Here is a 24,182-nt window from a genome sequence, read left to right as displayed (position 1 = left end):
CTTTCGTTGTCGGAAATCACTATGGATGCGTTAGAGCTATTATTAAATCGTTCGTCAATGCCAAGAGTTGTTGCGCCTGGACCTGATCAGCAACAGTTAGAATTATTGGAGGCTGCCGCGTTAAGAGTCCCCGATCATATGAACTTAACGCCTTACGAATGCACCGTTTATCAGGGTGAGCAATTACAGCGACTCAGTGAAATATTTACTGCAGTTGCCGGGCTTGAGGGCTTAAGTGACGCAGAGCAGTCACGTGCGGCTCAGTTGCCGCTCCGGGCGCCATGTTTGCTGATTGTTTCGACACGCTATATGGAAGAGCCAAAAGTTCCGCGCCAAGAACAATATGCGAGTGCCGCCTGTGCCATGATGGCTATGCAACAAATGGCGTTTGCCTTAGGACTGGGGGCAGTTTGGCGCACTGGGGTTTATGCAGAATCGGATCACATGAAAGAAGCGCTTGGGATCGCATTAACCGACGACATTGTAGGTTTTCTGTATGTTGGTACGCCCGCAGTTCCGACACCGATTAAACCGAAAAAGGAAAAACGGATTTTCAAATTACCTTAATCACTTTTTGTGAATAAATAATCATTATATTGGCATAATTATATTGACTGGCTTTGTCGCTTTGGTTACCCTAGGCGCATGTTTGGTTGTCGCTAATAGAATGGTTCACGTTGAAATATTTAAATCACCCCCCTAAAGCTGAATTGGACAGCCTGTCAAAGCTACAGGCTGTCGTTTTTGGAGCCAGTGGTTACAGCGGTTCAGAACTATTGGCTCTATTGCATAATCATGCATATATCCAAGTCACTCATGCGTTCGCTTCCGAGCGCAGTTCGGCCATGCCATGGGCGCGCATTGCGCCACAACTGGCCGGAACTTCCGATCTGGTCATTGAACCCTTTACCGGTGACACCGACGTATTAGCCAACGTTGACCTTGCCTTCTTGGCATTGCCACACGAAGCGAGTGCTGAATTAGCACCAAAGTTACTGGCACAAGGAATTGCCGTCTTCGACCTTTCCGGTGCTTACCGCTTTGCTGATGCCGATTTATTTGCCCAAACCTACGGATTTGTTCATCCATTTCCTGGCTTGCTTGCGCAAGCGACTTATTGTTTAGCCGAGCACTTAAATGCCAATAGTTTTCAAGACATTGCGCTATACAGTATTCCCGGCTGCTATCCAACGGCGGCGACTTTAGCCTTAGCGCCTGTGTGTGAGAGTGCGTTTCTTGACCCTGCAACAGTTCCCGTGGTGACAGCCATCAGCGGTGTTTCTGGGGCAGGGCGAGCGGCGAACCTACGCACTTCATTTTGTGAAGTGAGTGTGCAAGCGTATGGTGTGTTTAATCATCGTCATCGTCCTGAGATAGCGCGTAACTTAGCAACCGACGTCGTTTTTACGCCGATACTTGGACCTTATCCGCGCGGAATAGTCGCTACTTGCGTGGCGCAACTTCGCGGGGGGGTGTCTGCGGAAATGGTTCTCGATGCGTTTCAGAAGGCCTATGCAGACCAACCATTTGTACGTTTAGTGCATGCGCCGCCTGCGGTGCAGCATGTCGCCTATACACCATTTTGTGATTTATACGTTGCGGTGGAAGGGCAACAATTGATTGTAATTGCAGCGCTAGATAATTTGTTGAAGGGTGCTGCAAGCCAAGCCGTGCAGGTCGCTAATATCGTTTATGGTTTGCCTGCTACAACGGGCTTTGAACGGTTTCTTGGTGGCGTTTCAGCTCGCGCTGCAGCGGTCGTTGATAGTGGAGCAGCGCAGCATGACTAGTGCAGTAATTAAGGTCGCCAAAGTCGGTGGCGCGATCCTCGATAACCCGCAAGCTTTAGCTGCATTTTTGCAGGCCATTGCGGTCAGTCAAGTGCCTGTTGTATTGGTGCATGGCGGCGGAACAACGGTTGATCAACAATTGCAGCAAGCTGGCTTTATTAGTGAAAAAGTTAATGGCCAACGGGTAACTGCCGTGGAACACATGCCGATCATTACTGGCGCTTTGGCAGGCACAACCAATAAAAAGATTGTGGCGGCAGCCCATGGCGCTGGCCTTAAAGCAGTCGGCTTGAGTTTGGCTGATGGCCCAATGTGCGCTTTAAAACGGGTCGCTGCGCTTGGCTGTGTCGGTGAGCCGATGGCGAATGCCGAGAAACTTCCCGGGGTTGAACTTTTGCAGTTGCTGTTGTCATCAGGGTTTTTCCCAATTGTCAGTTCCATTGGTTTGGATCAAGACCAAACACTGTGTAACGTCAATGCTGACTATGCGGCAGCTGCAATCGCAATGGCATTGAATGCAGAATTATTATTATTCAGTGATGTGCCGGCGATTCTCGACGGTCATAACAATCCAATTAACGAAATTTCGCTAGCAGAAGCGCGCTTATTGCTCAGCCAACCTTTCATTCAAGGTGGTATGCAAGTGAAATTGAAAGCCGCCATTTTAGCTGCCGAACGTTCGCGACGAAGCACCGCGATTGCTGGTTGGGCCGACGCCCAGACGGTAGTCGCTGTATTGCAGGGCGAGTGTTTGGGCACGCATATCCGCGTTTAATTTAATACTTTCCTTGCGTTACGTCGCCTAGGCTCTGCCGAGCTTGTATTAATCGGTGGTTAGCGCACTTTTTTATCGTTCGAACAAAATTGAAGTAAAGAGAAAGATTATGCATTTATTGTCGTTGTTTGATTTAAGCGCCGAACAGATTCGTCATGTTCTAACCTTAGCGGGTTACATGAAGGCGCACCCAGCTAGTTTTCAAACCAGTTTGAAAACCAAGTCGATTGCTATGCTGTTTGAAAAACCGAGTTTACGTACTCGCGTCAGTTTTGAGGTGGGTATTCAGCAGCTCGGTGCGCAGCCTTTGTATCTCGATGCGCAAATGGTGCAACCGGGTCAACGTGAATCAGTGGAAGATATCGCGCGTAACTTGGCTTGTTGGACACATGGCATTGTTGCGCGAGTGTTTAAACACGAAACTCTCCATGCATTAAAAGCGGCTAATATACCGGTGATCAATGCTTTGTGCGATCAACATCACCCATGTCAGAGCCTCGCCGATTTGCTGACGATTCAAGAGCGGTATCCGATTGACATGAAAGTTGTGGATATTCTTTATGTGGGTGAGGGGAACAATGTCTGCCAAAGCCTGATGGTCGGTGCCGCAGCTCTCGATCTCAAACTGACCGTTATTTGTCCGCACGACTTTGGTCCACAGCAAGCATTCTTAGCTGAGCTGAATCAGCGCTATCCGCAACATAAGATTCAAATCGGTACTGATTTAACGGCAGTGGAACATGCCGATGTGATTTACACCGATACGTGGTTGTCGATGGGTGACACTCGCGACTATGCGCAAACTAAGAAAATATTTGCGCCATACCAAGTTAACCAAGCATTAGTTAAGCGCTTGCAAGCCACGACAGTCATGCACTGTTTACCTGCTCATCGGAATGACGAAATTACCGATGAAGTCATGGATAGTTCGATTAGTGCCGTGTTGCAACAAGCTGAAAACCGGTTATATGTACAGAAAGCAGTTTTACATCATCTTTTTGAGGAGTTTAGCCACTCATGAGCAAATTAAATACAAGCGTTAAGAAAGTTGTTTTAGCCTATTCGGGTGGTTTAGATACGTCGGCGATTGTGCCGTGGTTAAAAGAAAACTACGACTGTGAAGTCGTGGCCTTTGTGGCCGATGTTGGTCAAGGTGATGAAGAGCTGGAAGGAATCGAAGAAAAAGCGCTGAAGTCGGGCGCTTCAGCTTGCTACGTGGTTGACCTCAAAGACAAGTTCGTCAATGAACTGATTGCGCCAGCCATGCAAGCAGGTGCAATCTACGAAGAACAATATTTGCTCGGAACCGCACTCGCGCGGCCAGTTATTGCCGAAGCACAAGTACAAGTTGCCCTCGAAGTCGGTGCCGACGCGGTTTGCCATGGTTGTACCGGTAAAGGAAATGACCAAGTGCGGTTTGAAAGCACCTTTGCTGCACTTGCTCCGCATTTAACAGTGATTGCACCATGGCGGGAATGGCACATGCGTTCACGTCAAGAACTCTTGGATTACCTTGCTGAGCGCAACATTAAAACGACTGCTTCAGCGACTAAAATCTACAGCCGTGATGCCAATTTATGGCATATTTCTCACGAAGGTGGCGAGCTTGAAGATCCATGGCAACAGCCGACCGATCAGGTTTGGACGCTAAGCAACTCGCCACAGCAAGCGCCAGACCAACAAGAAGTGGTCGAACTGACATTCGATGCGGGTAAGCTGGTGGCCATTAACGGTACTGAAGTGACGCAAACAGAAGCACTCATGGCACTTAACACCATTGGTGCAGAGCATGGTGTTGGTCGAATCGATATTGTTGAAAACCGTTTAGTTGGTATGAAATCGCGCGGTTGTTATGAAACGCCAGGTGGGGCAATTTGGTATCAAGCCATGCGGGGTCTCGAAGAGCTCGTTCATGATCGTCCATGCCAACGGCTACGCCATCAATTGGGGCAACAACTGGCGGATCTTCTCTATGACGGCCAGTGGTTTACGCCGGTGCGAGAAGCATTATTAGCCTCGGTTGCGGTGTTAGCTAGTAAGTTAACCGGCACCGTGCGTGTTGGTCTTTACAAAGGAAACATTACCGTACTCGGCCGGAAATCACCGTATAGTTTGTATTCAGAAGCTTTTGCGACGTTTGAACAAGATGAAGTGTATCAGCAAAAAGATGCGGCAGGCTTCATTCGCTTGTTTAGTTTAGCCAGTCGCATTCGTGCACTGAAGCAAGGAGGTTTAGCATGAGTATGTGGGGCGGCCGCTTTGAGCAGGGCAGTGCCGAAGAATTTCGGGATTTTAACGACTCGCTTAAATTTGATTATGTGCTGGCGCCATTCGACATTCAGGCAAGTACTGCTTGGGTGAATGCGCTAGCAGGCGAGGGGTTATTAACGGCAGCAGAGCAACAGCAGCTTTTAAGTGGCCTGCAAGAGCTGAGTGAAGCCGTCGCGTTGAACCCAAAGTTACCTTTGCAATCCGACGCAGAAGACATTCACAGTTGGGTTGAAGCTGAACTACAAGACCGAATTGGTCATGTTGCGCGTAAGCTGCACACGGGTCGATCGCGAAACGATCTTGTTGCTACGGATTTACGCTTATGGGCGATCGCTAAAGCAAAATTACTCGGCGAGCAGATCCTTGCGGCGATCAATACACTGATCGAATTTGCTGAACGCTATGAAAACTCAGTAATGCCAGGCTATACCCACTTGCAACGTGCACAGCCGGTTTTAGTGGCACACTGGGCTTTGGCCTATGTTGAAATGCTTGAGCGTGACTTTGATCGTTTAACACAGGCAAGTGATCGTGCAGCGATCGCGCCACTCGGTTGTGGGGCATTGGCGGGATCCGGTATTGCGATCGATCGATCAGCGATTGCGAAAGAATTGGATCTGCGCGAACCAGCACGGAACAGTTTAGATGCAGTTTCGGACCGAGACTTCGTACTGGAATTGCTTTCGGTTGCAAGCATCGGCATGGTGCATCTATCGCGTTTAGCGGAAGATATCGTGTTTTATACGTCTGGCGAAGCAGGTTTCTTTTTATTGGGTGATCAAATTTCCAGTGGTTCGTCATTGATGCCACAGAAAAAGAATCCAGACGTGTTCGAGTTGATTCGTGGTAAAACCGGGCGCGTAGCCGGCCATTTACAAGCTATGTTAATGACGGTGAAAGGATTACCACTGGCATACAACAAAGACATGCAAGAGGATAAAGAAGGCTTTTTTGATGCGCTAGATCAATGGCAGAAGTGTTTAGCTATTAGTGCTTATGCGATTCCATTTTTAACGGTGGATGAGCAAAAAGCCGAACAAGCGGCCATGCTTGGCTACAGCAATGCGACGGATTTAGCCGATTACTTGGTCGGCAAGGGCATTGCTTTTCGTGATGCCCATCATCTGAGCGGTCAGTTGGTGCTCCAAGCCATTAAGCAACAGTGTGCGCTTGAGGAACTGCCGCTCACGATCATGCAAGCTGTTTGTCCTGACATTCATGAGGATGTGTACCCCGCATTGGCATTGTCCGCTGGCATGAACCGTCGTTGTGCTTTAGGCGGGACTGCGCCGGTACGGGTTCACGGTGCCATTCGCCGAGCTCGCTTACGTTATCAAGCGCACGCGGCGGCACTGACGCACATTCGCCAAGCGCGTTTGACCGATGTGCTGGCGATAGCCGATCTTATTCGCTACTGGGCAGGTAAAGGCGAGCATTTACCACGGCAAGAGCAAGACATCATGCAAGCGATTCATCAGTTTGCGGTCGCCGAGATTGATGGCAAAGTCGTTGGCTGTGGTGCGTTATATGTGTATGGCACTGGACTTGCGGAAATCCGTTCTCTGGGTTTACAAGAAGCGCTAAAAGGTAAAGGCCTTGGCGCAGAAATCGTCCAGTTTTTGCTAGATCAAGCGCGCAGCCTCGGTATAGCGCGAGTGATTGCGCTAACACGTGCGCCAGCTTTCTTCGCAAAACTTGGCTTTGAAGTTGCAGATAAGAGTCGGTGGCCGGAAAAAGTCATGAAGGATTGCGAGTTTTGTCCACGCAAGCACGCGTGTGATGAAACCGGTTTAGAGATCCGCTTATAGTGGTAAGAAAGTAGGTCGTAAGAAAGTAGGTCGTAAGAAAGTAGGCTGTAAGAATAGAGGCTCACAAAAAAATCCCCAAACTTCGCAGTCTGGGGATTTTTTATAGGTTACGATGCAACCCACGTTACAACTTAGTGTTCGCGCAATTAAAACTCAGCGTTTTTCGGTGAACGCGGGAATGGAATGACGTCGCGAATGTTTTGCACGCCAGTCACGTAGGCAACTAAACGCTCAAAACCTAGACCAAAGCCAGCGTGAGGCACAGTGCCATAACGACGAAGGTCGCGGTACCAGCTGTATTCTTCTTTCGGCAATTTCATTTCTTCAAGACGCTTGTCGAGCAGATCTAAACGCTCTTCACGGGCGCTACCGCCGATAATTTCGCCAATGCCTGGTGCTAACACGTCCATGGCTGCTACGGTTTTGCCGTCGGCGTTTTGGCGCATGTAGAAGGCTTTGATATCGCGCGGGTAGTTCTTCAAAATAACCGGTGCGCCAACGTGCTCTTCAGCTAAATAACGCTCATGCTCTGACTGTAAGTCAGTACCCCATTCAACTGGATAGGTGAACTCTTTGCCGCAGTTCTTCAGAATTTCAACCGCGTCGGTGTAGTCCATATGCACGAAGTTGTTGTCGATGACGTGTTGTAAGCGCGTAATGGCTTCTTTGTCGATGCGCTCAGCAAAGAACGCCATATCGTCAGCGCGCTCAGTGAGTACTGCATTGAATACATACTTCAACATGTCTTCGGCTAACTTAGCGACATCTTCTAAATCAGCAAATGCCACTTCCGGCTCGATCATCCAGAACTCAGCAAGGTGACGGCTGGTGTTCGAGTTTTCGGCGCGGAACGTCGGTCCAAAGGTATAAACGTTTGAGAGAGCACAGGCATAGGTTTCGACGTTAAGCTGACCACTAACAGTTAGAAACGCTTCTTTACCGAAGAAGTCTTCTTTGAAGTTAACTTTACCTTCGTCGGTTAATGGCAGGTTCATCAGATCAAGCGTCGATACTCGGAATAATTCACCTGCGCCTTCAGCGTCACTGGTGGTGATAATTGGGGTGCTGATCCAATAGAAACCGCGTTCATGGAAGAAGCGATGTACCGCCTGAGCAAGGCAATGGCGAACGCGAGTCACCGCACCAGTAATGTTGGTGCGTGGACGCAGGTGCGCAAACTCACGCAGGTATTCCATGCTATGACGTTTCGGTGCCATTGGATAGGTGTCTGGATCTTCAACCCAGCCGACCACTTCGACGGTGGTTGCCTGAATTTCGAACGCTTGACCTTGGCCTGCTGAAGCGGCAATGGTACCGGTGATAATCACCGCACAACCGGTGGTTAATTTTGTGACTTCATTGCTGTAATTCGGCAAATTACTTGGTACCACGGCTTGAACAGCGTCAAAACATGAGCCGTCGTGCACATTGATAAACGAAATACCGGCTTTGGAGTCGCGACGTGTGCGCACCCATCCGCGTACAGTTACGGTGCTACCTTCTGCGTAGCGACCGCCCAAGACATCTTTAATTACCGCAATGGTCATGAAACAAAATCTCCGAAACGAGCGTTTAGCCGCTTGACGCTGATAAAGTCAGCATAACGGCAGAGAAAAGATCTAAAATTAGCCGCTAATCTTACTTGCTTGACGCAATCAGCGCAACGGCTGCAGCGTGTTTATATAAAGTTCACTGCTCGCGCTATAAATCACGCTTTTGCAGGTCAACTAGACGACACCTGATTAACGTATGCAGTCATTGCTGCGGTTAACGCTGAAAGCTCATTGGCACGAATACAGTAGGGCGGCATAATGTAGAGCAGACGACCAAAGGGACGAATCCAGATACCACGCTGCACAAACAGTTGCTGAGCAGCCGCAACATGAATTGGCTCGGCCATTTCAATCACACCAATTGCGCCGAAGACACGGACATCAACCACACTTTCGTGCTCTTTCAAGGGCAGCAGCTCAGCCTTTAATTGACTTTCGATCACTGGAATCTGTGCGCGCCAATCGCCCCGTTGAATTAAAGCTAAACTTGCGGTCGCAACGGCACAAGCCAATGGATTACCCATAAACGTCGGCCCGTGCATGAGGAGACCGCCACCCGGTCCGTGACCAATTGTCGTTGCAACGTCACGTGTCGTGAGCGTCGCTGCTAGGGTCATATAACCACCGGTCAATGCTTTCCCTAAACAGAGAATGTCAGGGCTAATATTCGCATGTTCGCAAGCAAAGAGCTTTCCGGTTCGGCCAAAACCGGTGGCGATTTCATCGGCAATCAAAAGCACGTCATATTCATCACATAAAGCCCGAATGCCGGCTAGGAAATTCGGATGATAGAAACGCATACCACCGGCGCCTTGCACACAAGGTTCCAGAATGAAGGCGGCAATATTCTCGTGTTCAGCGGCAAACAAGGCGCGCGCAGCGTCGAGCTCGGTGTCTTGCCAGGTTTCTTCAGGCTTGATGTTCGGGCTTGGCAAAAAGAAATGTTGCGCCAGAATCCCACTAAACAACTCGTGCATGCCATTCACAGGGTCACACACTGACATGGCGGCAAAGGTGTCGCCATGATAGCCATTGCGAATGGTCGCTAGTTTGTATTTCTGTGGCAGCCCGCGAGCGACTTGGTATTGAATGGCCATTTTGATGGCAACTTCAACCGCAATTGAGCCTGAATCCGCTAAAAATACAGCGTCTAATGGCTCTGGTGTCATCGCGATTAGAGCCTTGGCAAGGTTAACCGCTGGTGCATGGGTGATGCCACCAAACATCACATGAGCCATGTCAGCAACTTGCTCAGTCACGGCTTTATTCAGCAACGGATGATTGTAGCCATGAATGGCTGACCACCAACTTGCCATGCCATCAATCAGCTGCTCACCACTTTCTAAGTGCAGGTAAACACCATTTGCTGAGCGCACTGGATAGGTAGGTAATGGGTTGATCAGTGACGTGTAGGGGTGCCAAATATGGTGGCGATCAAACTCAAGGTCAATTGTCGGCATGATTAATATTTATCCAGATGTAAACATGGCAAATGTATTTATATTGACAGTTTACTGAGGGAGATTAAGCTAGTCGACAATTTCCTTGGCTAGCAAGTGAGAATTTCGCTCATGACCCATACTGCAACGACAACAGAAACCACTTCAAGCGCACATCGTAAAACTTGGCACCGACAAGAAATTGAAGCTTTATTTCAATTGCCTTTGCATGAGCTTTTGTTTCAGGCCCATAGCATTCATCGGCAGCATTTCGACCCCAGTAAAATTCAGGTGAGTACCTTACTTTCAATAAAAACAGGGGCCTGTCCAGAGGACTGTAAATACTGTCCGCAAAGTGCCCGTTACGATACCGAACTTGAACGCGAACAGCTCCTCGAAGTTGAGAAAGTACTTAATGCTGCACAACAAGCGAAGGCAACGGGTGCGACCCGTTTTTGTATGGGCGCAGCCTGGCGTAATCCAAAAGAGCGTGACATGCCGAAACTCAATGCGATGATCAAAGGCGTCCGAGCGATGGGATTGGAAACGTGCATGACCTTAGGCATGTTATCGCCGCAGCAAGCGGATGAACTGGCTGCCGCTGGACTCGACTACTACAACCACAACCTCGATACTTCAGCCGAGTTCTATGGTGACATTATTACCACGCGGACTTACCAAGACCGCTTAGACACGTTGGCAAATGTTCGTAGCGCTGGGATGAAAGTCTGCTCGGGCGGCATTGTTGGTTTGGGCGAAGAACAAAAGGATCGGATTGGTTTATTGCAACAACTGGCGAACTTGCCAATCCCACCGGAAAGCGTACCGATTAATAATTTGGTGAAAGTTGCCGGTACTCCGCTTGAAGATGTGGCTGATCTTGACCCATTTGAGTTTGTCCGCTGTATTGCCGTCGCCCGAATCTTGATGCCGACCTCATACGTGCGTCTGTCGGCTGGTCGCGAGACTATGTCCGACGAATTGCAAGCAATGTGTTTCTTTGCGGGCGCTAATTCGATCTTTTACGGTGAGAAATTACTGACGACCGCTAACCCGGGTACTAATCATGATTTGGCGCTGTTTGAGCGCTTAGGGCTGGCGCCGGAACAACCACGTCAGCCGCTTTATTATGATGCAACGGCACAAGCGCCTGGGGTCGCAACGGCAGAAACGCCAACAGACGCTACCGTGTCTGCAAGCTGTAAAACGAGCCAGTGCAGCCGTGCCGAGCATGTATAAAGACCGTTTGCGCGCTCATTTAGCGACCAAGAGCGCTAACGCAGCATTGCGTTGCTTGCAGGTTGCTGAGCGTCAGCGTTTAGATTTTAGCAGTAACGATTACCTTGGATTGAGTCAGCAGCCAGAAATCATTGCTGCGTATCAACAAGGTCTGCAGCAGTGGGGCTGTGGCAGTACCTCGAGCCCGTTGGTTCGTGGCTATAGCCGCCCACACCATGAACTTGCTGAATATTTAGCCGATTGGCTTGGCTATGCGAGGGTCTTATTGTTCTCGTCTGGCTTTTCCGCTAATAGTGGCACCTTACAAGCGTTGCAGACCCTGAAGTTAACCCCCGTGCTCGACAAATTAGCCCATGCGTCGTTATACGATGCGGTGAAACCGCGCCAATTCCAACGGTTTCGCCATAACGACTACGCCCATTTAGAGCAACTGTGCGAGCAACTGCGGAGCAACGCTGAAGAGCCTTTGGTCGTGACTGAAAGCGTGTTTAGCATGGACGGTGACCAAGTTGATCTCCGTCAACTTGCTGCACTCAAAGCGCGTCAGCAGCATGTATTGATGATCGACGACGCTCATGCTCTTGGCGTCCTTGGTAAAGATGGGCAGGGCATTCGCGGACATGACGACAGTGACTGCATTGATATTCTTACCGGCACCTTCGGCAAAGCTTGTGGTCTTGGTGGCGCATTTGTGGCTGGCGACCAGGACGTGATTGAGTTTCTTCTGCAAGAATGTCGACATTACATCTACAGTACAGCCTTTGCGCCAGCTCAGGCCGTAGCTATTCAAACTGCATTGAAGCTGATTCGCAGTACCCCTGAGCTAAGGCAGCAACTGCAGCAGAATGTTTCGTATTGGCAACAAGGACTGGGTTCTCTCGGTTTGGCTGTCGCGGATCATCAGCAGCCTATCCAGCCGTTACTTGTTGGTCGCAATGACGACGCAGTTACGCTTGCTAGTCGGCTGCAAGCACAAGGGATCGACTGCATCGCGATTCGACCACCGACGGTGCCCGTTGGTACAGCGCGTTTGCGAATTTCCATTCGTGCGAACCATAGCATCGATGATATCGACCGACTATTAACTAGTTTAGAACACTGTTTACAGCAAGATTCGGCCTTAGCGGAAGCCATGTATGTATCTTAAAACTCACGTTGCCGAGCGTTTTGGTCGCGCGGCGGACCAGTATAAATGTCACAGCCAAGTGCAAGATCAGGCAGCAGAATTGCTGTTGCAATGGTTGCCGCACGATTTAACTAAAGTGCCGACGCTCCGCTGCCTCGACCTTGGTTGTGGCCCGGGCAGTCAGCAAGGGCTGTTGTTTGAGCAACTTATGTGGCAAGAACGCAGGCAGCAGCATTTAGAGTATGTGGGTTTAGATTTGTCCGCGGCTATGGTGCAAGCAGCGCAGCGTAACCTAGCGCATTTACAGGTGAATGGCTCCGTCGTGCAAGGAGATGGCGAAGCATTACCACTGCAACGGCAATCGATTGATCTGATTTATTCAAATATGGCCATGCAATGGTTTAATCGTCCTGACCTTGCTCTCGCAGAATGTGCTCGGATTCTAACTCCAAGTGGGTATTTATTATGCTCTGTGGTGTTGCCAAACAGCCTCGCACCGCTAGACCAATTGTTACCTAACTTTGTTAACCCACAGCGGACGTTTGCGGACTGGCAGCAACTTATTGCCGACTCGCCGTTACAGTTGCTAGCCAGTGAAGTACGCCAAGTGAGCGGCCATTTTCGTGATTGTAAAGCGCTACTCAAAAGCATCAGTGGAGTGGGCGCTGATGCCATGCCTGCGCATCACGATGCGGCAGATGATAAGAAACGATTGCGTCTGACCAAGCAAATGTGGGCACAGCTCAATGCAGGTTACGAGGGGTATCGAACACCGAAAGGATTACCCCTTCATTATCATATCGGTTTCTTCTTGCTTAGGTCACAATAGAATCCATATAAAGGTGGTGAAAGTGACCACCGTATTAAGCTTAAGCAGGAACTGCTAAGCGTTTTCAGGTTGAGAAAATATTATGTCAGAATGTTTTTTTGTTACCGGAACCGATACTGATTGCGGGAAAACGTCCGTGTCAGAGCTTGTTTTAGAGCTACTTGCCCGTTCTGGCTACAACACGATCGCCATGAAACCAGTCGCGGCCGGTTGTGAAATTACTGCCGCTGGACTGCGTAATGTGGATGCTTTGAAATTGCAATCAGCGGCAACCGTTAAGCTTCCTTATGAGGCGGTGAATCCAATTGCACTTGCACCGGCAATTGCGCCACATATTGCCGCCGAACAATTTGGTGTTGACGTCCGAGTACAAGATTTAGTCGAGCATTGGCGCGTTTTGCGCGAACAACAACCGGACTTTCTTGTTACCGAAGGTGCAGGCGGCTGGTTGGTGCCACTGAATAGCACAGAGTCGTTTCCGGACTTTGTACAGCAAACCGGACAAGACGTCATTCTTGTGGTGGGCATGAAATTAGGCTGTTTGAATCATGCCTTGCTCACCGTCGCAGCAATCGAAGCAGCAGGGTTAAAATTGCGCGGCTGGGTCGCTAACCAAGCGACGGCGACACCCATGATGGCTTATAAAGCCAACTTAAAAACTTTAAAACAACGAATTCAAGCGCCGTTGCTCGCTGAGGTTCCGCATTTGACGTGTTTGGGCGACCGGGAGCTTTGGTTACAGCGCACCGACTTACTTGAGCGTCTTGGCTATATCCCGCGATCGCCTTTAGAGCGGTTGCAGCGCGCCTAATAGTCCGCCCACCTGATACTTAAAGTTGTGCAGCGCAAGCCTTAAGGTGCCTTACATGCATTCATTAGCCGAGCAAGAATGAGCAGTCTTGACCGGCCTTAATCAAATGCTCACGACCATCGCGGAAATAGACGCCGTCATGAGCGCCGAGCAAGTGCATGCGCTGCTGCACTTTCAATGCAGTGCCTTCACGTAAACCAATAATTGCAGTTGCTGGGTTTAACTCCATAAATTCAGCCAACCGCTGTGCTCGCGTTTCACCATGAAACCCGGGCGGGTGTTGGTCAATGTAATGTGGGTTCAACTGAAAATTAACGAGTTTTAGTGCCGTAAACGACGGCGGTTGCACTATTGGCATATCGTTGGTGGTTTTAATCGAGAGACCAGCAATGTTGGCACCTGCACTCCAACCGGCATAAGGTACTCCTGACTGAACTTGGCGTTTAATCAGGTCAATTAAGCCATGGCGATAGAGTTCGTTGAGGAGGGCGAAAGTATTACCGCCACCGACGAGAATACCATGCGCTGAAGTGACGGCATCGCGCGCATTTGCATAGCTTTCAATGCCTCGAAGACGTAAACCTATTCCAGCAAGTGCCGCTGCAACTTTTGCCGTGTATTCGGCGCCTGGTGTCGTGACTCCAGCGTAAGAAATGAACAGAATCTCTTGTTGCGCGTCGATTTGCGTTTGAAAATGCTGTTTGAGCCAGTCTTGACTGTGCACCAAATAGCCCGTATTCGCGTATTTAGAACTGCTCATGAGTAATAGGTTGCGCATGGTCACTAATTTCCTGTTGATTACACCGAATTCATGCTTGAATATGCGGAAAATTTTCCCCATATCATAACCTAAATAGCAACTGCCTGTTGAGCCTTAATCTAAGCCTAATTGGCAGTCACAACGACTGAGTTAAGAGGTATCACATGAAACGCGTCGTCCTTTTTCTTGCAACAAACCTAGCTGTCATTGTGGTGTTAAGCATTGTCCTTAACATCCTTATGGCGGTTTTTGGTATCGACTTTGGTAGTTATCAGGGCCTTTTAGTTTTTGCTGCGCTATTTGGTTTTGGTGGGGCATTCATTTCTCTGTTTATGTCGAAATGGATGGCTAAGCGTTCAACTGGGGCGCAGGTAATTACGCAACCACGCAACGATGCTGAGCGTTGGTTAGTCGCCACTGTCGAACGGCAAGCCAAGCAAGCGGGCATTAAAATGCCAGAGGTGGCCATTTATGATTCGCCAGAACCCAATGCATTTGCCACTGGACCAGGTAAGAATGACTCGTTAGTGGCGGTGTCCACTGGTTTATTGCGTAGTATGACGAAAGATGAAGTCGAAGCAGTACTGGCACACGAAGTCAGCCATGTTGCGAATGGTGATATGGTGACCTTGACGTTAATCCAAGGCGTTGTGAACACCTTCGTCATCTTCCTTGCGCGGGTTGTTGCGGGTTTGATTAATAGCGCTTTGCGCGGCAATCAACAGGGCGGCCATCATGGTGGCGGCGGTTTTGCTTATTTTGGCTTGGTTATCTTGTTTGAAATTCTCTTTGGCGCTTTGGCCAGCTTGATTGTCTTTTATTTCTCGCGTCAGCGTGAATATCGTGCCGATGCTGGCGCTGCAAAACTGGTTGGCGCCAACAAAATGATTGCTGCGCTGCAGCGTTTGTCGCAAGGCCGCGAGTCGCAACTCGATGATCGGATGTTGGCGTTCGGAATTAAAGGCAAATTAGCGAAAGGCGAACTAATGATGACGCATCCGCCGCTCGAAAAGCGTATTCAGGCACTGAGAGAAGGACGGTTTTAATGATTATTCCCTTTGCGGAACAAAGCAGTACAGCAATCTATCATTTGGTCACGCAAACCCTCATCCCACGCCCTGTGGCGTGGGTATTGACGGAACATACCAACGGACACTTCAATCTAGCGCCATTTTCTTATTTTACGGCGGTGTCGTCGCAGCCACCTCTATTAATGTTTTCAGTCGGTGATAAGACTCCGGGAGTTGGAAAAGATAGTAAAACCAACCTCGATCATCAGCCGTATTTTGTCGTCCACATTGCCTCAGCGCGTCAAGCGGCAGCGGTGACCGAGAGTTCGCGAACATTACCTGCAGAAGAATCGGAGTTAGACCATATCAATGAGGCATTGGTCGAATTTGAGGGCTTTCCATTGCCGCGGTTACGTGATTGCAAGGTCGCTTTTGGGTGTAGATTACACGCCAAACAAGCCGTGCCAGGAGCACCACAAACGCTGGTTTTTGGCGAAATCATTCAGCTTTACGTTGCTGATGACGTGGTGACCACAACGCGGATTGAAAAGCCGAACGGCGAGGTGTCAGAGCGACTCGAAATCGCCGCTGACGGTATCGCGCCATTGGCCCGATTAGGGGCTAATCAATACGGCACGCTAGGTGAGATTTTGACAGTTCCACGGCCTAAATAGCAAATTCACTAAGAAAGCGTTGCATTCCCAGCTGGCAGTCGCTAAATTGAAGGCTTGCCCAATAATTTTATACAACTTAATTAATGTTGTTTGGCTGTCTTTCTGGGCAGTTATTTCCTAAATGCAGTAACGAGGTATTCAAAAATGACGTGGAGTCCCCAAAGTTGGCGTAATTTTCCCATTCAGCAACAACCGCACTATCCTGACCAGGACGCGTTGCACTATGTGGAAAGCCAATTAAAACGATATCCACCGTTAGTTTTTGCGGAGGAAATCCGGCGCCTCGAAGGCCATTTAGGACAAGTGTGCCAAGGTAATGGTTTTTTACTGCAAGGTGGCGATTGCGCCGAGTCTTTTCGTGACTTCACCGCACCGAAAATTCGCGATACGTTCAAAGTGATGTTGCAAATGGCGATAGTACTAACGTTCGCAGGGTCGGTGCCGGTGACCAAAGTCGCACGAATGGCGGGGCAGTTTGCTAAACCGCGCTCCAGTGACACTGAAATCATCGATGGGATTGAGTTGCCAAGTTATCGTGGCGACATCATTAACGGAGCTGATTTCACTGCCGAAGCTCGGGTGCCTGACCCCAATCGCATGTTGACTGCTTATCACCATTCGGCAGCATGCTTGAATCTATTGCGTGCCTTTGCTCAAGGTGGCTTTGCCGACCTGCACAAAGTGCACAAATGGAACATGGGCTTTGTCAATGCGAACCCCATGAAAGAAAAATACCAAGCCATTGCCGAGCGTATTCAAGAGTCCTTGCACTTTATGGAAGTACTCGGAATTACCGCAGAAACGCATCCAACCATTCATGAAACCGAGTTGTTTACCTCCCACGAGGCGTTATTGCTGCCTTACGAGGAAGCCTTGACCCGCACCGATAGCTTAACGGGGCTGCCGTATAACTGCTCAGCGCATATGGTCTGGATGGGTGAACGTACCCGTCAACTTGATCATGCCCACATGGAATTTTTCAGTGGCATTAAAAACCCAATTGGCGTGAAAATTGGCCCAAATGCGACCGAAGACGATGTCATGGCGATCATCGACAAGCTCAACCCGCAGAATATTCCGGGTCGTTTGACCTTTATTACCCGCATGGGTGCTGATAATTTGGCTGAGAATTTGCCGAAACTCATTCGCCGTGTCCAGAATGAAGGGCGTTTAGTGGTTTGGTCAAGTGATCCAATGCATGGCAATACAGTGAAAGCGGGAAATGGCTATAAAACCCGTGACTTCTCGGCGATTATTCGTGAGTTGCGGCAGTTTTTTGCGGTGCATCAAGCTGAAGGTAGCTATGCCGGTGGTATTCACTTAGAAATGACGGGGGAAGATGTCACTGAATGTACCGGTGGCGCCTATAAAATTTCTCAAGATGATTTGGCCGAACGCTATTTAACCCAATGCGATCCGCGTCTTAACGCGGACCAAGTCTTAGAGTTAGCCTTTCTTGTGTCTGAGTCGCTTGGCAAAGCACGTCAAGGGCAGGGTGCTTAATAACGATGCCGCTTTAATTTGGCGATGGTCATAATTTTAGCGGCAATTTCTTCAACCGACGCATGGGTTGAATTCAGATATGGAATCGCCTCGCGTCGGTATAACCCTTCGATTTCATCAATTTCCAGCTGACACTGCTCCAACGAAGCGTAGCGACTGTTGGCTCTGCGTGCTTCCCGAATACTCTGTAAACGGTCAACATCAATCGTTAAGCCAAAGAGCTTGTGGCGCTGCATTTTCAGTTCGTAAGGTAATTCTAAATGACCCATATCTTCTTCTGTGAGTGGGTAGTTTGCTGCTTTAATACCATACTGCAATGCTAGATAGATACAGGTTGGTGTTTTACCGGTGCGTGAGGCGCCAATCAAAATAATATCGGCCTCTGGATAATTACGCGTCGTGACACCGTCGTCATTTTCGAGGGTGTAATTAATCGCATCAATCCGGAAGTTATATTCATGGTTGAGACCATGAGTGCGGTTGGTTTTTGGCTGTGCAGCAACACCGAGTTCGGCTTGAACTGGAGCAACATAATGGTCGAGAAAGTCATAGCAGACGCCGTCACTGGTGGTGATGACGCGTTTGATAGCCGGATCAACAAAGGTATGAAAGATCAGCGGCCGTTCACCGGTTTCGGCGAATGCTGAATTGATTTCGTCGACGGCGCGTAAAGCTTTTTCAGCGTCATCAATAAAGGGCAGTGTTTTGTGCTGAAACTCAACCGGAAAGAGCGATAATATGGCATGGCCAAAGGTTTCAGAGGTTAAAGCTGTGCCGTCAGAGATGTAAAAAGCTGTGCGCATGATAAAAACACTCAAAGGAATGGAATTCAGATGTTAACTTGTTGCGACCTACCGTGTAAAATGATTGCAACTTTATCCCACAGTGAAAAGGAATAGACCGTGCAAGATTACGTGCTTTGGTATCAAGACTTAGGAATGGGCGATGTTAACCGAGTCGGTGGCAAGAACGCCTCGCTTGGGGAGATGATAAGTAACCTTGCCCATGCAGGCGTTACCGTCCCCGGCGGCTTCGCGACCACGTCTTATGCTTTTAATACCTTCCTTGAACAAAGCGGCCTTAACGCCCGAATCCACGACCTCCTCGATACCCTCGACGTTGATAATATCAAAGACCTTGCCGAAGCCGGTGCCAAGATTCGCCAATGGATCATCGACACACCATTTACGCCAGAACTAGAATCTGCGATTCGTGAGAGTTATGCGGAGCTCAGCGGCGGTATGCAAGACGCCAGTTTTGCAGTGCGTAGTTCGGCTACAGCGGAAGATATGCCTGACGCATCGTTCGCTGGTCAGCAAGAAACGTTCTTGAACGTAAAAGGAATCGACGCTGTCATGGAAGCCATTAAGCACGTCTTTGCTTCGTTGTTTAATGACCGCGCCATTTCATATCGTGTGCATCAAGGTTACGACCACCGCGGCGTAGCGCTATCGGCTGGTATCCAGCGCATGGTGCGCAGCGACCTTGCAAGCTCTGGCGTCATGTTTTCAATTGACACCGAGTCGGGTTTTGACCAAGTCGTGTTCATTACTTCGTCCTATGGTTTAGGTGAGATGGTTGTGCAAGGCGCCGTAAACCCGGACGAGTTCCACGTGCATAAGCCTACGTTGATGGCCGGACGGCCAGCGGTTATTCGCCGCACTATGGGTAGCAAAAAAGTTGAAATGGTTTATTCCGGCAGTGATGACCACGGTAAACAAGTGCAAGTTCAGGACGTTGAAGAAGCACGTCAGAAGAAATTCTCATTAACCAATGACGAAATTCTCGAATTGGCTAAACAAGCGGTCATTATCGAGCAGCATTATGGCCGGCCAATGGATATCGAATGGGCGAAAGACGGTCTCGACGGCAAACTGTACATTGTACAGGCACGTCCAGAAACAGTGCGCTCAAACGAGAGTAGTAACCAAATCGAACGCTTTGCACTGAAAGGCCATTCCGACGTGTTAGTCACAGGCCGTGCGATTGGTCAAAAAATAGGCAAAGGCAAGGCGCGCGTGCTCGATTCGATTGCGGATATGGATCAGGTTCAACCAGGTGATGTTTTGGTCACTGACATGACCGACCCAGACTGGGAGCCGATCATGAAACGGGCAGCAGCAATTGTCACTAACCGCGGTGGCCGTACCTGCCATGCGGCGATTATTGCGCGCGAACTGGGTATCCCAGCTATTGTTGGCTGTGGTGACGCAACAGCGAAGATTAACGACGGTGACGATGTCACTGTGTCTTGCTCAGAAGGCGACACGGGCCATGTTTATGCGGGTTTACTTGACTTTGAAGTTAGTCATTCGGAAGTTGGCAATATGCCGCCGTTGCCGTTAAAAATCATGCAAAACGTGGGTAACCCAGATCGCGCATTCGATTTTGCTCGTTTACCCCATGCAGGTGTTGGCTTAGCGCGTCTTGAGTTTATTATTAACCGCATGATCGGCGTTCACCCGAAAGCCTTACTACATTTTGATGATCAAACGCCAGAGTTGCAGGCCCTCATTAAAGATATTATCGCAGGCTATGAAAGCCCGCGTGAATTCTACATTGAGCGTCTTGTTGAAGGTATCTCGACCATCGGTGCATCGTTTGCGCCAGAGCGCGTAATCGTGCGCATGTCTGACTTCAAATCAAATGAATATGCCAACTTAATCGGTGGTCGTCAGTACGAGCCAGAGGAAGAAAACCCGATGTTGGGCTTCCGCGGTGCATCGCGTTATTTATCAGCTGACTTCGTTGATTGCTTTGCGCTTGAATGCGAAGCGATTAAGCGCGTGCGCAACGTCATGGGTTTAACCAACGTTGAGGTGATGATTCCATTTGTGCGGACGCTTGAAGAAGGGCGCCAAGTCATCGATTTATTAGCTAAGCATGGCTTACGCCAAGGTGAAAATGGTCTACGTGTCATCATGATGTGTGAATTGCCATCGAACGCGGTGTTGGCAGATCAGTTCCTTGATATTTTTGATGGTTTCTCAATTGGGTCGAACGACTTGACCCAGCTAACCCTTGGTTTAGATCGTGACTCAGGCGTTATTGCTCATCTCTTCGACGAGCGTAACGAAGCGGTGAAAGCCTTGTTGTCGATGGCGATTCAAACTGCAAAACGACGGGGTAAATATGTCGGTATTTGTGGTCAAGGTCCGTCAGATCACGCTGACTTTGCACAGTGGCTAGTGGAACAGGGAATCGATTCTGTCTCACTAAACCCTGACACCGTTGTTGATACTTGGATTTACCTTGCTGAGCATTTACAGAAGTCTTAATTGTCGTAAAAGGTGCGGATATGAGCACACAAATACCCGTACTGGATAAAAAACTGGATTTGCCCGAGGAAACTCGGGCATTTCTCGCGCAATTAAAGAAGTCTGGTTTTATCGGTGACATTGAAGCGGGCGATGCCGCGCGCGTCGTTGCCGCAACCGATAACAGTATCTATCAAGCGATTCCACAGGCCATCTTATATCCACGTGGCAGTCAAGACGTGCGTTGTATCGTACGCACAGCCAATCGCCGTGAATTTAACTCAATCACCTTTACCGCCCGCGGCGGCGGAACGGGTACCAATGGTCAATCGTTAACCACTGGGGTCATCATCGACCTCAGTCGGCACATGAATAAAATTCTCGAAATTAACCCGCAAGAGGGATGGGTGCGGGTGGAAGCTGGCGTCGTTAAAGACCAATTGAATCAAGCCCTAGCGCCGCATGGTTATTTCTTTGCGCCGGACACGTCAACGAGTAATCGTTGCACCATCGGCGGCATGATCGCAACCGATGCCTCAGGTCAAGGCAGTCTTATTTACGGTAAAACGAGCGATCATATTTTGGCACTGAAGAGTGTCCTCGCTAACGGCGAAATGTTGCATTCACAACCGCTTAGTCGCAACCAAGCGGAGAAAATAGCAACGGAAGAAACCACCGTTGGGCAAATTTATCGGCAAGTATTAGCGACTTGTCAGACGATGAAAGCTGAGATCGATGCGCGCTTTCCGCCGTTGAATCGTTTCCTGACGGGGTATGATCTCAAACATGCATATGATGAAGACACCGATTGCGTCGACCTTAGTCGCTTAATCGCGGGGGCAGAAGGCACGCTTGCCTTAGTCACAGAAGCCAAACTCAATATCACACCACAACCGAACTTTAAGGTGTTGGTGAACATTAAGTACTTAGATTTTCAGGATGCGTTGCGCCATGCCCCTGCATTAGTCCGCGCGCAGGCGACTTCGGTTGAAACCATCGACAGTAATGTACTCGATTTAGCCCGCAACGATATCGTCTGGCATCAAGTTAGCGACTTGCTTACCGATGTGCCGCCATATCGTATGGACGGCATTAATATTCTTGAATTTACCGCCCATGACCAAGCTGAGCTTGGGGATAAAGTAAAAGCATTACTGAATAATTTAAAGGCGCTCGATCCCCATGCGAGTGGTGTGATTGGCTATCAAATCTGTCGTGACGCAGAAAGTATTCAGCGCATTTATGCCATGCGTAAGAAAGCAGTCGGTCTCTTGGGTGCAACAAAAGGGTCTGCAAAACCGGTCGCTTTTGTCGAAGACACCGTAGTGCCACCAGAACAACTTGCCGATTACATTCTTGAATTTCGCCATTTGCTAGATAGTTATGGATTGCACTACGGCATGTTTGGTCATGTTGATGCCGGTGTGTTGCATGTGCGGCCAGCGCTAGATATGCAAGATCCTGCAAGTGAGCAGCTCGTTCGCGAGATTAGCGATAAGGTTGTGCAGTTAACGGCTAAATATGGCGGACTCATGTGGGGCGAGCATGGTAAAGGTTTTCGCTCTGAATATGGCCCTGAGTTTTTTGGCGATGAACTGTTTACCGAACTACGGAAGATTAAGTCGGCGTTCGACCCGAACAATCGCTTTAATCCGGGTAAAATTTGTACACCACTGGGAAGTGAACGAAAACAACAGCGTTTGGTCTCGGTCGATGCCCGCAAGCGCGGCTGGTACGATCGGCAAATACCTCTGGCTAGCCAAGCGCTTATCGGCGGCGCAATGGATTGCAATGGCAATGGCCTATGTTTTAATTTTGATGCACAAGCTGCCATGTGTCCTTCGTTTCGAGCCAGTAAAGACAAGCGTTATTCACCCAAGGGTCGAGCTAGTTTGTTGCGTGAGTGGGCACGACAAGCGGGTGAGCAGGGTTATGCGCTAAGCAACTCGCTAGCCGAGCCAAGCATGTGGCAAAACCTTCGATTGGCGACTGAATCTACGACGAAAGCAGATTTCAACCATGAAGTCCGTGCCAGTCTCGATACGTGTTTAGCGTGTAAAGCCTGTGCCAGCCAATGTCCAGTGAAAGTTGATATTCCGCGTCAGCGAGCGTTGTTTTATGCAACCTATCACCAACGCTATCGCCGACCGTGGCGGGACTTTCTCGTGCGTGATGGTGAGAAGTTCTTTAGCCGCTTCGCAAAGACGCCAAGGTTAGGCAATTTGTTGAGTCAAAATTTGTTTAGCAAAAAAGTTTTGGCTTGGTGGTTTGGCTATCAGGATATACCGCGGTTTTCGGTGCCAAAGTTAAGCCGACAATTACCGCAGCAGGTGATGTCGCTGACTCAGTTCGAATCGGCGGCGGCGACGTTAACTCAAGCACAGATTCGCGAACAGTATGTACTCATCGTTCAGGACGCGTTTACCAGTTGTTTTAACGCCGATGTCGTTGCCGCGTTTGCAAAAGTTCTCGTTCAATTGGGTAAAACACCAGTGTTACTGCCATTAATGGCGAATGGCAAAGCCAGCCACGTCAAAGGTTTTTTAGCCACATTCCAGTATCAAGCTGGCCATACTGCAGCAAAACTCGCCGGCTATGCGGAGCAATATGGCTGTCCTATGGTTGGTATGGATGCAGCAACAACGTTAGTTTTTCGCGATGAGTACCGTCACGAACAAATACCCTTGAGTGAGACGTTTAGCGTTCTGACCATCGACGAATTTCTTGCAACCCAGCTGTCGCAAGGCAATTGGCCAAACGTATCGAAAGCGCATGCGAGCGCGTACGCCAAGGCATCCGCCAAGTCAGTCACTCTTTTGCCGCATTGTACCGAGCAAACAGCAGACCCGCGTGTCATGCAGCGATGGCAGCAAATTTTTGCCCAGGTCGGCGTTGAACTGAACACACCAGCGGTCGGTTGTTGTGGCATGGCGGGTACCTTTGGGCACGAAAGAGAACAACAGGGTTTGAGCAAGCAGATCTATGCATTGAGTTGGCAAGAACAGGTCGAACAGCATGGCCCCCAGTTGGTCGCTAGTGGTTTCTCATGTCGCTGCCAAGTTGAACGTATGACTGCCGCTAAAGGGAAGAAGGGCGCGCAGAAGCCATTGCATCCGGTGCAGTGGTTAGCGCGTTGTTTTAACGAGCACTGAAAGTAATAAAGTATGCACATAAAAAAAGAGCTTTGACCTGACGGTGAAAGCTCTTTTTTGTTTTTAAGCGACTTATTGTAAGTTTTTTACTTTAAGTTTCGTACATTCAGTTTCATAAGTACTGTTCGACAGATGTATCGGGCAACTTAAGCAAGGAACGACTTGTTGTTACTCAAGTCGTTCAC

Annotated in this window: 18 protein-coding genes and 1 pseudogene; 15 read left to right on the top strand and 4 right to left on the bottom strand. The window is 49.3% G+C overall.

From position 1 onward, the window contains the following. Window positions 1-21: 21 nt before the first annotated feature. From CWE06_RS02310 to argH, 6 genes are all read left to right on the top strand, one after another. A complete protein-coding gene (locus CWE06_RS02310; RefSeq protein WP_126790775.1) occupies window positions 22-567 on the top strand; it encodes a nitroreductase family protein in 546 nt (181 codons plus the stop codon). A gap of 86 nt (window positions 568-653) precedes the next feature. Further along, window positions 654-1,790, top strand: coding sequence for an N-acetyl-gamma-glutamyl-phosphate reductase (argC, locus tag CWE06_RS02305; protein ID WP_420808509.1), 1,137 nt, complete (start codon window positions 654-656; stop codon window positions 1,788-1,790). Then, entirely contained in the window at window positions 1,783-2,565 is a 783-nt protein-coding gene (argB, locus tag CWE06_RS02300) for an acetylglutamate kinase (RefSeq protein ID WP_157981112.1), read from the top strand. Before argC ends, argB begins: the two co-directional genes overlap by 8 nt. A 109-nt stretch (window positions 2,566-2,674) precedes the next feature. Further along, complete coding sequence (gene argF / locus CWE06_RS02295; protein WP_241972446.1) at window positions 2,675-3,586, top strand: ornithine carbamoyltransferase; 912 nt, start codon at window positions 2,675-2,677, stop codon at window positions 3,584-3,586. Next, on the top strand, window positions 3,583-4,806 hold the full coding sequence (locus CWE06_RS02290; RefSeq protein ID WP_126790771.1) for an argininosuccinate synthase: 1,224 nt from the start codon (window positions 3,583-3,585) through the stop codon (window positions 4,804-4,806). The genes argF and CWE06_RS02290 overlap by 4 nt, the downstream gene beginning before the upstream one ends. Next, a complete protein-coding gene (gene argH / locus CWE06_RS02285; protein WP_126790769.1) occupies window positions 4,803-6,644 on the top strand; it encodes an argininosuccinate lyase in 1,842 nt (613 codons plus the stop codon). Before CWE06_RS02290 ends, argH begins: the two co-directional genes overlap by 4 nt. A 146-nt stretch (window positions 6,645-6,790) precedes the next feature. Here the strand turns inward: argH and asnS are convergent, their stop codons facing one another. Together asnS and bioA are read right to left on the bottom strand one after the other, a co-directional pair. Then, window positions 6,791-8,191, bottom strand: coding sequence for an asparagine--tRNA ligase (gene asnS / locus CWE06_RS02280; RefSeq protein ID WP_126790767.1), 1,401 nt, complete (start codon window positions 8,189-8,191; stop codon window positions 6,791-6,793). Between the two features lie 176 nt (window positions 8,192-8,367). Further along, the gene (gene bioA / locus CWE06_RS02275; RefSeq protein WP_126790765.1) at window positions 8,368-9,657 is read right to left on the bottom strand and encodes an adenosylmethionine--8-amino-7-oxononanoate transaminase; all 1,290 of its coding nucleotides are present in this window, start codon (window positions 9,655-9,657) and stop codon (window positions 8,368-8,370) included. A gap of 111 nt (window positions 9,658-9,768) precedes the next feature. Between bioA and bioB the strand changes: the two are divergent. The 4 genes and pseudogenes from bioB to bioD form a co-directional block, all read left to right on the top strand. After that, a pseudogene (bioB, locus tag CWE06_RS02270) lies at window positions 9,769-10,746 on the top strand (biotin synthase BioB); the annotation flags it as partial. Between the two features lie 121 nt (window positions 10,747-10,867). Further along, on the top strand, window positions 10,868-12,022 hold the full coding sequence (locus tag CWE06_RS02265; protein WP_157981111.1) for an aminotransferase class I/II-fold pyridoxal phosphate-dependent enzyme: 1,155 nt from the start codon (window positions 10,868-10,870) through the stop codon (window positions 12,020-12,022). Continuing rightward, window positions 12,012-12,830, top strand: coding sequence for a methyltransferase domain-containing protein (locus CWE06_RS02260; protein ID WP_126790759.1), 819 nt, complete (start codon window positions 12,012-12,014; stop codon window positions 12,828-12,830). The genes CWE06_RS02265 and CWE06_RS02260 overlap by 11 nt, the downstream gene beginning before the upstream one ends. An 82-nt stretch (window positions 12,831-12,912) precedes the next feature. After that, complete coding sequence (gene bioD / locus CWE06_RS02255; RefSeq protein WP_126790757.1) at window positions 12,913-13,641, top strand: dethiobiotin synthase; 729 nt, start codon at window positions 12,913-12,915, stop codon at window positions 13,639-13,641. A 64-nt stretch (window positions 13,642-13,705) separates the two neighbouring features. On the opposite strand, the gene pepE is transcribed toward bioD, so the two are convergent. Further along, a complete protein-coding gene (pepE, locus tag CWE06_RS02250) occupies window positions 13,706-14,419 on the bottom strand; it encodes a dipeptidase PepE (RefSeq protein ID WP_126790755.1) in 714 nt (237 codons plus the stop codon). A gap of 146 nt (window positions 14,420-14,565) precedes the next feature. Between pepE and htpX the strand changes: the two genes are divergently transcribed. From htpX to CWE06_RS02235, 3 genes are all read left to right on the top strand, one after another. Beyond that, window positions 14,566-15,447, top strand: a complete 882-nt coding sequence (htpX, locus tag CWE06_RS02245) for a protease HtpX (RefSeq protein WP_126790753.1) — start codon at window positions 14,566-14,568, stop codon at window positions 15,445-15,447. After that, window positions 15,447-16,085, top strand: coding sequence for a flavin reductase family protein (locus tag CWE06_RS02240; RefSeq protein WP_126790751.1), 639 nt, complete (start codon window positions 15,447-15,449; stop codon window positions 16,083-16,085). Before htpX ends, CWE06_RS02240 begins: the two co-directional genes overlap by 1 nt. A gap of 144 nt (window positions 16,086-16,229) precedes the next feature. Further along, window positions 16,230-17,588 carry a class II 3-deoxy-7-phosphoheptulonate synthase gene (locus tag CWE06_RS02235; protein WP_126790749.1) on the top strand — a complete coding sequence of 453 codons (1,359 nt, stop codon included), beginning with the start codon at window positions 16,230-16,232 and terminating at the stop codon, window positions 17,586-17,588. On the opposite strand, the gene ppsR is transcribed toward CWE06_RS02235, so the two are convergent. Then, window positions 17,585-18,391 (bottom strand): posphoenolpyruvate synthetase regulatory kinase/phosphorylase PpsR, encoded by an 807-nt coding sequence (gene ppsR / locus CWE06_RS02230; RefSeq protein ID WP_126790747.1) that lies wholly within the window; start codon window positions 18,389-18,391, stop codon window positions 17,585-17,587. The two genes, CWE06_RS02235 and ppsR, sit on opposite strands and share 4 nt — an antisense overlap. A gap of 99 nt (window positions 18,392-18,490) precedes the next feature. Here ppsR and ppsA point away from each other — a divergent pair, with 99 nt between their 5' ends. Beyond that, window positions 18,491-20,866 (top strand): phosphoenolpyruvate synthase, encoded by a 2,376-nt coding sequence (gene ppsA, locus CWE06_RS02225; protein WP_126790745.1) that lies wholly within the window; start codon window positions 18,491-18,493, stop codon window positions 20,864-20,866. A gap of 20 nt (window positions 20,867-20,886) precedes the next feature. Continuing rightward, complete coding sequence (gene ydiJ, locus CWE06_RS02220) at window positions 20,887-23,997, top strand: D-2-hydroxyglutarate dehydrogenase YdiJ (protein ID WP_126790743.1); 3,111 nt, start codon at window positions 20,887-20,889, stop codon at window positions 23,995-23,997. Window positions 23,998-24,182 lie beyond the last annotated feature (185 nt).

The sequence above is a fragment of the Aliidiomarina haloalkalitolerans genome (assembly GCF_003987315.1).
GTDB lineage: Bacteria > Pseudomonadota > Gammaproteobacteria > Enterobacterales > Alteromonadaceae > Aliidiomarina > Aliidiomarina haloalkalitolerans.
The sequence above is the reverse complement of the archived record's forward strand: the minus strand, read 5'-3'. Positions and strand labels throughout refer to the sequence as shown.

Excerpts from the sequence above, each read along its gene's own strand:
- CWE06_RS02310 (WP_126790775.1), top strand. The coding sequence starts at position 22 with ATGGATGCGTTAGAGCTATTATTAAATCGTTCGTCAATGCCAAGAGTT.
- argB (WP_157981112.1), top strand. The coding sequence starts at position 1,783 with ATGACTAGTGCAGTAATTAAGGTCGCCAAAGTCGGTGGCGCGATCCTC.
- argF (WP_241972446.1), top strand. The coding sequence starts at position 2,675 with ATGCATTTATTGTCGTTGTTTGATTTAAGCGCCGAACAGATTCGTCAT.
- CWE06_RS02290 (WP_126790771.1), top strand. The coding sequence starts at position 3,583 with ATGAGCAAATTAAATACAAGCGTTAAGAAAGTTGTTTTAGCCTATTCG.
- argH (WP_126790769.1), top strand. The coding sequence starts at position 4,803 with ATGAGTATGTGGGGCGGCCGCTTTGAGCAGGGCAGTGCCGAAGAATTT.
- asnS (WP_126790767.1), bottom strand. The coding sequence starts at position 8,191 with ATGACCATTGCGGTAATTAAAGATGTCTTGGGCGGTCGCTACGCAGAA.
- bioA (WP_126790765.1), bottom strand. The coding sequence starts at position 9,657 with ATGCCGACAATTGACCTTGAGTTTGATCGCCACCATATTTGGCACCCC.
- CWE06_RS02265 (WP_157981111.1), top strand. The coding sequence starts at position 10,868 with ATGTATAAAGACCGTTTGCGCGCTCATTTAGCGACCAAGAGCGCTAAC.
- CWE06_RS02260 (WP_126790759.1), top strand. The coding sequence starts at position 12,012 with ATGTATCTTAAAACTCACGTTGCCGAGCGTTTTGGTCGCGCGGCGGAC.
- bioD (WP_126790757.1), top strand. The coding sequence starts at position 12,913 with ATGTCAGAATGTTTTTTTGTTACCGGAACCGATACTGATTGCGGGAAA.
- pepE (WP_126790755.1), bottom strand. The coding sequence starts at position 14,419 with ATGCGCAACCTATTACTCATGAGCAGTTCTAAATACGCGAATACGGGC.
- htpX (WP_126790753.1), top strand. The coding sequence starts at position 14,566 with ATGAAACGCGTCGTCCTTTTTCTTGCAACAAACCTAGCTGTCATTGTG.
- CWE06_RS02240 (WP_126790751.1), top strand. The coding sequence starts at position 15,447 with ATGATTATTCCCTTTGCGGAACAAAGCAGTACAGCAATCTATCATTTG.
- CWE06_RS02235 (WP_126790749.1), top strand. The coding sequence starts at position 16,230 with ATGACGTGGAGTCCCCAAAGTTGGCGTAATTTTCCCATTCAGCAACAA.
- ppsR (WP_126790747.1), bottom strand. The coding sequence starts at position 18,391 with ATGCGCACAGCTTTTTACATCTCTGACGGCACAGCTTTAACCTCTGAA.
- ydiJ (WP_126790743.1), top strand. The coding sequence starts at position 20,887 with ATGAGCACACAAATACCCGTACTGGATAAAAAACTGGATTTGCCCGAG.